13 protein-coding genes are annotated in these 10,944 nt (G+C 66.5%); 4 read left to right on the forward strand and 9 right to left on the reverse strand.

The genetic code is table 11. The annotated features are described in order from the left end of the window. Position 1: 1 nt before the first annotated feature. The 5 genes from AWC16_RS02160 to AWC16_RS02180 all read right to left on the reverse strand — a co-directional run bounded on the left by AWC16_RS02160 (position 2) and on the right by AWC16_RS02180 (position 4,632). Complete coding sequence (locus tag AWC16_RS02160; RefSeq protein ID WP_085263165.1) at positions 2-1,252, reverse strand: amidohydrolase family protein; 1,251 nt, start codon at positions 1,250-1,252, stop codon at positions 2-4. Between the two features lie 4 nt (positions 1,253-1,256). Continuing rightward, a complete protein-coding gene (locus tag AWC16_RS02165) occupies positions 1,257-2,108 on the reverse strand; it encodes an enoyl-CoA hydratase (RefSeq protein ID WP_085263166.1) in 852 nt (283 codons plus the stop codon). Positions 2,109-2,213: 105 nt separating this feature from the next. Beyond that, positions 2,214-3,020, reverse strand: coding sequence for an SDR family NAD(P)-dependent oxidoreductase (locus AWC16_RS02170; protein ID WP_085263167.1), 807 nt, complete (start codon positions 3,018-3,020; stop codon positions 2,214-2,216). A 30-nt stretch (positions 3,021-3,050) separates the two neighbouring features. After that, on the reverse strand, positions 3,051-3,821 hold the full coding sequence (locus tag AWC16_RS02175) for an SDR family oxidoreductase (RefSeq protein ID WP_085263168.1): 771 nt from the start codon (positions 3,819-3,821) through the stop codon (positions 3,051-3,053). A 49-nt stretch (positions 3,822-3,870) separates the two neighbouring features. Next, positions 3,871-4,632 carry a crotonase/enoyl-CoA hydratase family protein gene (locus AWC16_RS02180; protein WP_085263169.1) on the reverse strand — a complete coding sequence of 254 codons (762 nt, stop codon included), beginning with the start codon at positions 4,630-4,632 and terminating at the stop codon, positions 3,871-3,873. A 165-nt stretch (positions 4,633-4,797) separates the two neighbouring features. Between AWC16_RS02180 and AWC16_RS02185 the strand changes: the two genes are divergently transcribed. The 3 genes from AWC16_RS02185 to AWC16_RS02195 all read left to right on the forward strand — a co-directional run bounded on the left by AWC16_RS02185 (position 4,798) and on the right by AWC16_RS02195 (position 6,619). After that, entirely contained in the window at positions 4,798-5,532 is a 735-nt protein-coding gene (locus AWC16_RS02185) for a TetR/AcrR family transcriptional regulator (protein WP_085263170.1), read from the forward strand. Positions 5,533-5,789: 257 nt separating this feature from the next. After that, positions 5,790-6,083: a helix-turn-helix domain-containing protein gene (locus tag AWC16_RS02190; RefSeq protein ID WP_085263171.1), complete on the forward strand. Its 294-nt coding sequence runs from the start codon at positions 5,790-5,792 to the stop codon at positions 6,081-6,083. A gap of 47 nt (positions 6,084-6,130) precedes the next feature. Then, on the forward strand, positions 6,131-6,619 hold the full coding sequence (locus AWC16_RS02195) for a helix-turn-helix domain-containing protein (protein WP_085263172.1): 489 nt from the start codon (positions 6,131-6,133) through the stop codon (positions 6,617-6,619). Between the two features lie 45 nt (positions 6,620-6,664). On the opposite strand, the gene AWC16_RS02200 is transcribed toward AWC16_RS02195, so the two are convergent. The 4 genes from AWC16_RS02200 to AWC16_RS02215 form a co-directional block, all read right to left on the reverse strand. Beyond that, entirely contained in the window at positions 6,665-7,840 is a 1,176-nt protein-coding gene (locus AWC16_RS02200) for a thiolase family protein (protein ID WP_085263173.1), read from the reverse strand. A 92-nt stretch (positions 7,841-7,932) separates the two neighbouring features. Beyond that, entirely contained in the window at positions 7,933-8,310 is a 378-nt protein-coding gene (locus AWC16_RS02205) for a hypothetical protein (RefSeq protein WP_133055902.1), read from the reverse strand. Positions 8,311-8,438: 128 nt separating this feature from the next. Next, on the reverse strand, positions 8,439-9,344 hold the full coding sequence (locus AWC16_RS02210) for an enoyl-CoA hydratase/isomerase family protein (RefSeq protein ID WP_085263175.1): 906 nt from the start codon (positions 9,342-9,344) through the stop codon (positions 8,439-8,441). Continuing rightward, a complete protein-coding gene (locus AWC16_RS02215; protein ID WP_085263176.1) occupies positions 9,331-10,023 on the reverse strand; it encodes a hotdog family protein in 693 nt (230 codons plus the stop codon). The genes AWC16_RS02210 and AWC16_RS02215 overlap by 14 nt, the downstream gene beginning before the upstream one ends. A 68-nt stretch (positions 10,024-10,091) precedes the next feature. Here AWC16_RS02215 and AWC16_RS02220 point away from each other — a divergent pair, with 68 nt between their 5' ends. Further along, complete coding sequence (locus tag AWC16_RS02220) at positions 10,092-10,931, forward strand: enoyl-CoA hydratase/isomerase family protein (protein ID WP_085263177.1); 840 nt, start codon at positions 10,092-10,094, stop codon at positions 10,929-10,931. Positions 10,932-10,944: the final 13 nt, after the last annotated feature.

Raw genomic sequence — 10,944 nt, forward strand, 5'->3', positions numbered from 1 at the left:
GTTAGACCGAAGCTGCCAGGTGGGCAACGCCCGGTGCGGTACGGTTGGGATCGCCGAGCAGGGTTAATGCGTTGTCTCGCATCACCATTCGGGTATCCTCTGCGCTGAACTCAGGGAACTGCGGGATGTCTGCGGTGAAGGTCGTCGGGTCGGCCAGACCCTCACCGTGCGGCCAGTCCGAGCCGAACATGATCTTGTCGACGCCAATGGTGTCGGCCAGCAGCTTCACGTCGTCCTCGTAGTAGGGGGCAATCCAGACGTTGTTGCGCAGCTGCTCAATCGGATCTTCCTTGTAGTGGTACGGCGCATTGTTGGCCGACTTCTTCAACCGCTTGATCAGCCGGTAAACGAAATACGAGCCGTTCTCGATGCTGGCCACCTTGAGCTTGGGGTGACGGGTGAACACCTGGTGCACGATCATCGAGGCGATGGTGTCGTGGATCGCGCGATCGTCCATGATCACCATGTCCAGCGGGTCGCGCTTGCCGAATCCCTTGAACACACCGCTGCCGCCCCACAACGCCGGGATCGCCATGTAACCGGAGTCGGACAGGTGGAAGACGACTGCGACGCCCGCCTCGGCCAGGCGCGCCCACACCGGGTCGTGCACCGGGTCGCCGAGGGACCGGGGCCGAACCTCGCCGGGCACCGGCGCCGGGCGCACACACACCAGCTTGGCCCCGCGGCTGATCACGAATTCGACTTCGTCGACGGCCTTCTCGGGGTCGGCCAGAGAGATGATCGGTGCGGATATCACGCGGCCGTCGGGACGGTCGAAGCCCCAGTCCTCGTCGAGCCAAAGGTTGAACGCGTGCACCGACGCGACGGTGGCGGGGATGTCGTGCTTGAGGCCCTCCTCCACGCCGCAGGCGAAGGTCGGCAGCATGAACACCGTCTCCAGCCGCTGCCGGTCAAGCACCTGCACGCGGGCGTCGCGGTTCTGGTATTCGGGATGCTCGGAGAGCCGGTCGAGCTTCATCAACGACGCCGGGTCCACACCTTCGGGGATCTCGCCGCGGAACAGCAGATCCAGGCAGCCGGGTTCGATGATCGGGTCGAAGCTCGGGTTCGGGATGAAGTGGTTGACGACCCCGCCGAACACCGCCAGGGTGCGATTGCCGTCCTGCACCATCTGGACACCGCGGCTGCGGAATTCTTTGGGCAGGTGCCGAGTGAAGGCGTCCAGCGGCTCGTAGTAGTGGTTGTCGACATCGACGGCCAAGTACGGGAGCCGTTCAGGTGCGGCAGTCATGTGCTCAACCTTTCTGGGTGAGGGGCGGGAAGTTTGGCGGCCGCTTCTGCAGGAAGCTCGTGATTCCCTCGATGAGGTCGGGCCGCGCAAGCGACTCATACATCAGGGTTTCCGCGCGTGCGCTCACCGCGGCGACGTCATCGAGCGCGTCGCGGTAGGCCTGCGCCTTGATCACCGCCAGCGATGCCGGTGAGCAGTTCGCGGCGATGTCTCGCGCGTAGTCCATGGCGCGTTCCAGCAGCCGGCCGCCCGCCACGACGTCGTTGACCATGCCGAGTTCTCGGGCTTCCTCGGCGAGGAAGGTCCGCCCGCTGAGCAGTAGGTCCATCGCCGCGCCCCAGCCGACCAGGCGCGGAAGAATCCAGGAGATCCCGTGTTCGGCGATCAACCCGCGCCGGGTGAACGCGGTGGCGAATTTGGCTCCGGCAGCGGCGAACCGGATGTCACACATCAAAGCGTGGGTCAGCCCGATTCCGACGCAGGAGCCGTTGATAGCCGCGATGACGGGTTTGCGCAGTTCGGTGAGGAAGTGCGCGGGACGGTCCCCGACCAACTGGGACACATCGGTTTCCGAGGTGTCGAGGCCCGACTCTTCGGTGTTTGCGGCCGGGCCCAGGTTGGCGCCGGCGCAGAATCCCCGGCCGCTGCCGGTCACCACGATCGCCCGCACCGCAGGGTCCGCTTCGGCACGATCGATCGCGGCGTAGAAACCGGCCGCGATGTCCGGCCCCCAGGAGTTGAGCCGCTGCGGGCGGTTGAAGGTGATCACCCCGACGCCGCCCTGCACGTCGTAGAGCACCGCGGGTTGGTCCGGGGTGCCCGTCTCGACGAGCGTGCCGTTGTCGGCAGCGGTCATCGGCCCTCCTCGACGGCCCATTGGGAATCGTTCTTACTGTATACCTTTCGGTAGCGGGTTCCGCAAGCTGCCGCAGCGCGACAGGTCAGCAGGTCAGAGCCATCTTCAGGTGAAATCCGAGCCGCCGTCGACGTTGACATTCGCCCCGGTCATATACGAGTTGCGGCGCGAGGCCAGAAACGCCGCGACGGCGCCGACTTCGTCCGGCAGGCCGGCCCGCGGCAGGTGCGCGGGATGGCCGAAGTGCTCGGCAATGGCGTCCATCAACCGGTACGGGTCCACCCCGTCGGCGCCGTCCACTCCGACCGAGCGGGCCCAGCCGACCAGCGCCTCGGAGGCGACGCTGCCGGGCGAGACCACGTTGACCAGGATCTCGTCGGGTGCCAGCAGCAGTGACAGATTCTTCGAGATGCTGTTCACCATCGCCTTGGCCGCGGTGTAGGCGGCCAGGACCGTGCTCTGGCGCTGCGTGGACTGCGCCGAGAAGTTGACGATCCGCGCCCATTCGGCCTTGCGCAGCAACGGCAATCCGGCTCGCACGGTGTGCACCATCCCCATCGCCCCCAGGTCGATGGCGCGGCGCCACTGTTCGTCGGTGAGATCGTCGAAGGTGCCCTGCACATCGGGCCCGGCCGCGTTGATCAGGATGTTGAGCTCACCGCCCCAGCGCTCGCCCAACGCGGCGAACGCCTCCTGCACCCGCTGCTCATCGCAGACGTCGACGACCACCCCGATCGCCTCGGGACTGCCGCGCCGGGTCAGGTCATCGGTTGCGCGCTCCAGGTCGGCGGCCGAGCGCGCCATGATCGCGACACGTGCTCCGTCGTCGGCCAGGCAGCGTGCGGCGGCCAGGCCCATCCCCCGACTACCGCCGACGACGACGGCGCGCGCATCGCGCAGACCCAGATCCACCGCTGGACGCCCGCTGCCCGACGCGCCGGCTCAGCGCGGCTGGAAGCGTTGCGCACCGTCGATGCGCACCACTTCGCCGTTGATGTAGGTGTTTTCCAGCAGGTGCTGCGCCAGGTTGGCGTATTCGTCCGGGGTGCCGAGCCGTTTGGGGAACGGCACCGTTTCGGCGAACTTCGCCAGCATCGCGTCGGTGGCCCGTTCCATGGCCGGCGTGCGGATGGTTCCCGGCGCGATGCTGTTCAACCGGATGCCGACGGCACTGAGGTCGCGGGCACCGGTGAGGGTCAGCGCGATCACCCCGCCCTTGGCTGCCGAGTACGCCGACTGACCCACCTGACCTTCGTAACCGGCGATCGACGCGGTCATCACGATCGCGCCCCGCTCGCCGTTGACGCCGGGTTCGGTTGCGGCGATCTTGGCCGCAGCCAGCCGGAGGACGTTGTAGGTGCCGGTCAGGTACAGCGCGATGGTGTCGGTGAAGCCGGCCAGCGGTGCGGGGCTGCCGTCCCGGCCGACGACCTTGTCCACCACGCCGAAGCCGCCGTGGGCGATCACCGCGTAGCGCAGGGTACCCAGTTCATCGGCCTTGGCCAGTGCGGCCTGCACGTCGTCGTCATTGAGCACGTCGGTGCGCACATAGACGACCTTGTTCCCCAGCTCATTCGCCAGCTTGGTGGCCTTCTCGTCGGCCACGTCCGCGATGACGACGGCTGCACCGGCTTCATGCAGCCGGCGGACGGTGGCCTCTCCCAGACCACCGGCTCCCCCGGTGACCAGCACCACCTCACCTGCAAAAGACATGCGTTCTCCCTCCCCTTGGCCTACGTTCTGCGGTTGTGCGCCAGTAGTTTTAGGCGCCGGTCCAGTTCGGTGCGCGCTTCTCGGCGAACGCGATGGCGCCTTCCTTGGCGTCCTGCGAGGTGAATACCGGCGTGATCAGCTCACCCTGCTTCTGCCACATCTCGTCCTGGCTCCAGCCGGCGGACTTGACGATGATCTCCTTGGTCACCGCGACGGCCAGCGGGCCGTTGGCGGTGATCCGCTCGGCCAGTGCGATCGCCTGGTCCAGCGCTTCGCCCGGTTCGGTGAGCACGTTGACGAAACCCCACTCGGCGCCCTGCTCGGCGGTGAAACTCTCACCGGTCAAAGCCAATTCGAGAGCCTTCTGATAGGGGATGCGGTGCGGCAACCGCAACAGACCACCGCCAGCGGCCACCAGGCCCCGTTTGACCTCCGGGATACCGAACTTCGCGCCCTTGGCAGCCACCACCAGGTCGGTGGCCAGCACCAGCTCGGTTCCGCCGGCCACCGCGTGACCCTCGACGGCGGAGATGATCGGCTTGCGTGGCGGGCGCTCGGTGAAGCCGAGCCCGCGTCCCGGGACATACGCCAGCTCCCCGGCCGCGAACGCCTTGAGGTCCATTCCCGCACAGAAATTCCCGCCGGCGCCGGTCAGCACCGCCACCGACAGTTCCGGGGTGTCATCGAGTTCGTCGCAGGCGGCGGCCAAACCCTCGGCGACCGCTTTGTTGGCCGCGTTGCGGGCCTCCGGCCGGTTGATCGTGATGACGAGAATTCGTCCGCGACGCTCGGACAGTACCGCTTCGGACACGGCTCACCCTTCAGGCGTTGTGACAAGGTATACCAAAATGCTTACCATATGCTTTACGGTAAGAGAAGCTCAATACCCGGTGGCGACGACGGGTACCGGTAGGTTTGACGGCTAGGTTTGACGGCGAACAACCGGCCGTGCCGACCAGAACTGGAGGAACCCGCAGTGGCAAAGCAGCCAGTCGCCGAGAAACGGCAGCGGCGCGAACGCGGATCGATCAACCCCGACGACATCATCGACGGCGCGTTCGAGCTCGCCGAACAGATCGGCGTCGACAATCTGAGCATGCCGTTGCTCGGCAAGCATCTCGGCGTCGGCGTGACGAGCATCTACTGGTATTTCCGCAAGAAGGACGACCTCCTCAATGCGATGGCCACCCGGGCCCTGCGGCAGTACGTGTTCGCCACGCCCTACGTGGAGGCCAAGGACTGGCGCCAGACCTTGAGCAATCACGCCCACACCATGCGGTCGACGTTCTTGGGCAACCCGATCCTGTGCGACCTCATCCTGATTCGGGCCGCGCTGAGCCCCCGGGCTGCACAGATCGGTGTCCAGGAAGTGGAGCGGGCGATCGCAAGCCTGGTGGAGGCCGGCCTGTCGCCCCAGGACGCCTTCGACACCTACTCGACGATCTCGGTCCACATCCGCGGATCGGTGGTGCTGCGGCGGCTCTACGAGAAGAACCGGGCATCGGATGCCGAGGGGCCGTCCGATTTCGAGGAGGCCCTCGTCATCGACCCCGCCGTCACACCGCTGCTGGCAGAGGCCACGCGGCAGGGGCATCGGGTCGGCGCGGCAGACGACGCCAACTTCGAGTACGGGCTCAACTGCATTCTCGATCACGCCGAGCGGCTGATCGAGAAGAACACCAAGCCGGCCGGGCGACAACGTAGCCGGTGACTTGTCACCGGTCTCGGCCTTCTTGGCAACTGGGGCCGAAGATGGGTCTTAGAGTCCACTATCGTTGGCTACAGCCGCATGGTAAACCGATCGCTGACTCTCAAGTTGGATGCACTGCCGGTCGGACGAACAGGGGCTCCAGCGTGACCGGACCACCCTACTCCCCACCGCGCGGGACAACACCGTGACGCTGATCCAAACTCTCTTCACCGAAGACCTCGTGATCCAGGTATCAGATCGGCGGCTGACGAACGGCAGTGCAGAGCTTCACCAGCGTGTGGGATGCCATCGCCGACACCCGCGAAGAAGCGGCGAACCTGCGCGCCCGCTCCGATCTCATTCACGCCATCGAGCGTCGACTCAACGAGTTCGAATGGTCCCAGGCCGTCGCGGCGCACCATCTCGGGATCACCCAGCCGCGAGTATCGGACCTGCTCCGCGGAAAAATCAGCAAATTCTCCCTGGACGCCTTGATCAACATCGCTGCGCGTATCGGGCTACACACCCAACTGGTCATCACCGCGGATACCGAGCACCCACTCCCGGCCTGATAAGCAGACAGCTTGGCGCGGCCCGCCGCGTGTATACAATGAGATACATGCCCGCGCGGAATCCCGAGATGGCGGCACACAGCCAAGAAACATTGGCCGGGATTGGTGGCGCCCTCCGCAGCCGCCGGCGAGCCCTCGGCCTCAGCGCCGTGACCACCGCCGAAGCAGCGGGGATGTCACGAGTCACCTTGCATCGCATCGAGGCCGGTTCACCATCGGTGACCATCGGCGCCTACCTCAACGCGGCAGCGGCCCTGGGCTTACGACTGAAGCTCGATGAGCTGCAACTGCACCGGCCACCGGTCCGCAAAACAGCACAAGCAGCACCAGAGACGACGGTTCGCGTCGGGGATTTTCCGCAACTGCGCGCAATCTCCTGGCAGCTGCGCGCCGATACCGAACTCACCGGCGCCGAGGCGCTGCAGCTGTACGAACGCAACTGGCGCCACGTGGACCAAGCCGCGATGAGCGACGAGGAACGCGCCTTCGTCCAGCGGCTGGCCGACACCGACAGCGGAGGGGTGCTCCTTGTTTGAGCGAGCGCATCATGCGCGTGCGGCGTTCACCAGCACCAAGACCCGCTAGACCTCGATCACCACCGCGCCGCCCTGGCCACCACCGGCGCACATGGCGGCCACACCGATACCGCCGCCGCGCCGCTGCAGTTCGTAGGCCAGCGTGGTCACCATCCGCGCGCCGGATGCGGCGATGGGGTGGCCGAGGCTGCAGCCGCTGCCGGAGAAGTTCACCAGCTCTTCGTCGATGCCATATTCCTTGCAGGCCGCGATCGGCACCGAGGCGAAGGCCTCGTTGATCTCCCACAGCGCGACGTCGCCGACGGACAGCCCGGCACGCTCCAGAACCTTGCCGATCACCTTGACGCCGCCCAGACCGGTGTCGCGCGGTGCGACACCGACCGAGCCCCAGGCCTTGACGGTGCCCATCACATTCAGGCCCTTGTCGCGGGCGTAGTCCGCGTCGACGAGCGCGACCGCGGCCGCGGCGTCGTTGGTGCCGCTGCTGTTGCCGGCCGTGATCGAGAATCCCTCGATCTCGGGGTGCAGCACCTTCAGGCCCGCCAGCTTCTCCACGGTGGTGTCGCGGCGCGGGAACTCGTCGACCTTGAACTCGGTCACCGACCCGTCGGGAAGTTCGACCTTCAGCGGGATGATCTCATCGACGAACTTGCCGGCGTCGATCGCCGCGATCGCCCGCTGATGCGAGCGTGCGGCCCAGGCGTCCATCTCCTCGCGGGTGATGCCCGCCGCCTGCGCGGTGTTCCACCCGACCGTGATCGACATGTCACGGGTGGGCGCGTCGGGGGTCTCCGGGTGGGTCGGCGGCATCCAGGGCTCGACGAACTTCAGCTCGGGCCCGGGCACGCGCCACTTGGTCAGCGGCGTCATCGACAGCGACTGCACACCGCCGGCGATCAGCACCCGCTCCATGCCGGAACCGATCTGCGCGGAGGCGTTGCCGATCGCGGTCAGGCTGCCGGCGCAGTGCCGGTTGACCGACTGACCGGGAACGCTCTCCATTCCGCACGCAGCTGCCGCGTAGCGGGCGAGGTCACCTCCGCCGTAGTGGGATTCGGCGAAGATGATGTCGTCGATCGCGGCCGGGTCGATGCCGGCCCGGCGAACCACTTCCGGCAGCACCGTGGTGATCAGGGTCTCCGGGGGTGTGTTGACCAATGTTCCCTTGAACGAACGTCCGATGGCCGTCCGAACGGCACCGACGATGACAGGCGTAGGCATTCCTCGACCTTACATTATTCGTCTTTTTTGTAAAGACGCCCGCACGCCCCGCTGGACGCGACGACCCGGAATTATTTGGCCGCGGCAGCCTTTCAGCCGTTCTTGGTCAACTGGTAGTTCACCATCACGCTCAGCGGCTTGGGACAGATATCGGAGGCGAACAGGGCTGGCGTGACCGTTCGCGTGCAGACCACGACCTCGCCGTTGTCTGTGGCATGCAGTTCAAAGGTTCCGGTCCACTTGCCGTCTGCCTCGTGAAGTTGAGCCCGCTGGGCGTCGACGTTCACACAACCCGGACCGCAAGGGGTGAACACCCAGGTGGGGGCAGGATCGTTGAGATAGTTTCCGATGGACCCGGTCACGGTCGCCGTGTAGGACCCGCTCAATGGGTCGGCGACCGCCACACCGGCCGAACCGATCGCCGCTGTGGCCAGAACCGCGCCCGCCATCAACCCGCGAATTGCGCTCATGCCGTCTCCCGGGGGTGAGTAGAACTGTTCAGCTGCTATCCACTGAACTGGAATGTAATCCCTCGCCGTTGATGGCAACAATCATTCCGACGTATTGCTCATTGGGCCACCTACTGCGCATTCGAGACTCACGGCTCCGGCACGTGAAAGTGCTCGTCACGCAGCCGGAACGCCTCCTTGGTCCCGTACTGCGCGCGGGTCTTGACGAAGTTGAACTCCCCCGGCGCGAACTGCAGGTTGGTGCCGTAGGCGTGGAACAGATAGCTGGCCACCTCTTCGCCCTGATACGCCTGGCTCTGCTCGACGAGCCGGAACGCCTCCTTGGCGATCACCACCCCGTCGGCGGGCATCTTCGCCGCCTTGCACGCCCAGTACCGCGCCCGTGCCGTCACCGCCGCCGGATCGCACGTCTCGGTGAACACACCCAGATGTTCGACCGCCGCCGCTTCGATGATGTCGCCGGTCAACAGCAGTCGCCGCGCCAGCACCGGACCGAGGCGATGGAAGAACATGTGCAGGCTGCCCAACGCCGGGCCCAGGAAGCGGGTCGCAGGCATGCCGATCTTGGTGTCGCGCGCGATCACCGAGATGTCGGTCATCAACGCCATCTCGAAGCCGCCGCCGAGCGCATACCCGCTGATCTCACCCACCGTGACCTTCGGGAAGCCCATCAGATTGTGATAGAAGCCGAATGAGCGGCGGTCGACGGTGAGCCGACGACGCTGGCTGGGCCGGCCTTTGGCCGCCGGCTGTGTTGTCTCGGCTGACTGGGCCGGATCGCCGCGTTCGCCGTACCAGCCGTAGGCGTTGTTCATGTCGGCGCCGGTGCTGAACACTCCTTCGGCACCCCGCAGCAGCACCACCACCAGGTCGTCGTCTTCGGCGACGCGGTCCAGGCAGCGTGCCACCGCGTCGCGCATCGCGGCATCGTAGGAGTTACGCCGGCCGGGATTGTTCAGGGTGATGGTGGCGATCCGCCCGTCGGGATCGACGTCGAAGAGCACACGGTCATCGCTGGTGTCACCGGGGCTCATCGCTGGGACTCCTCACCTGTCTGCGGCCGAATCGGATCGCGCTCAACTTGTTCGGCGGTGCCGCCGCCGTGGTGACCTCACCGGTACACAGCAGCTCACCGCGATGCAGCAGTCGCGCGGTGGAGGCGAGCCCCCGCTCGACCTCGCTTCGCACGATGTCGAACTCCAACTCGGTCAGCACGGGCGTCGGCCGACGGTAAGTGACCAGCAGTGAGCGGGTGCGCCCGGCCGAACCCGCGGCACAGCTCTGATGCTGGGTCACGCAGTCGAAGAAGACCCCCAGAAAACCGCCGTGCACCAGACCCGGTGGCCCTTCGTACACCAGCGGGAAAGTGACTCGCCCCGAGGCGGTCTCGGCGTCCAGGTGGTCGAACCGGTACTCCGGAAAGCAGGGGTTGAACGATCCGACGTCGAAGGCGTGACTGAGGTAGACCCGGCCGTCGTCTTCTGACTCGAGACGGGGCACCGGGTCCAACGTCGCAACTGCACTCAGTTGCCGCTCCCAGTCGGCGAATTGCGCCAGCATGTCATCGACCACCGGGTGCGGGTGCTCGAGCGCGAGCAGCAGCCCGGTCATCCGCCGCATGGCGCCGGCGGCCGCAACGGTCTGCTGCAGCGGCTGCTCGCCGAACCGCGCGCCGTCGGCCGAAACCGCTGAGTTCCCCGAACCGTCCGCCATAGGCCTTTCTCCGCCGAATCGCGCCAATCGTATAGCCTACTGTAGCCATCACGATATAGCGTTGAAAGGTGGACACCACCGTGGCCGACTCCCCCGATTCCGAGTCCGGCTCTCCTCCGGACGGCTCGGTGACTGCGCTGCGTGACGGTGCGCTGCTCCGGCTCACCCTGACTCGCCCGGATCGCCGGAATTCGCTGAGCCCATCAATGACCGATGCCCTGGTCGATGCCCTCACCGATGCGGCGAGCGACGACACGTTGCGCGCCGTCCATATCCGGGGTTCCGGTGCTGACTTCTGCGCGGGCGCGGACTGGGTTGCCACCAACTCCGGCGACCGGCGACCCCGCACCGGCGATCTGGTCCGGCGCGTCCCGCACGCCGCGCATCGGGTGATCGAACTGGTGCACACCATCCACCTGCCGGTGGTGTGCAGCGTCCGGGGCTGGGCGGTGGGCCTGGGCTGCAGTCTGGCGCTGGCCGCCGACTTCACCGTCGCTTCGAGCGACGCCGTCTTCTGGGAGCCGTTCCTGGCGCGTGGCTTCAGCCCCGACTCGGGATCCACCTGGTTGCTGCCGCGTCTGGTCGGGCTGGCCCGGGCCCGACGCATGCTGCTGCTCGGGGAGAAGGTCAGTGGAGCCGCTGCCGAAGACTGGGGACTGATCCATCAGGCGGTGGCACCGCCGGACCTGGACTCCGCCACCGAAGAGCTGTTGGCGCGGCTGGCCGACGGACCCACGGTCGCAATCGGACTGACCAAGCAGGCACTGGACTACGGGCAGCAGGCGACACTGCCGCAGGCCATGACCCAGGAGTTGTTCAACCTCGAACTCAGCTGCCGAACAGGCGATTTCAAAGAAGGCCTGGCCGCGTTCCAACAGCGCCGCCCGCCGAAGTTCACCGGCCGCTGAGAGGAAAGAGACC

The sequence above is a fragment of the Mycolicibacter longobardus genome (assembly GCF_002102265.1).
Classification (GTDB): Bacteria; Actinomycetota; Actinomycetes; order Mycobacteriales; family Mycobacteriaceae; genus Mycobacterium; species Mycobacterium longobardum.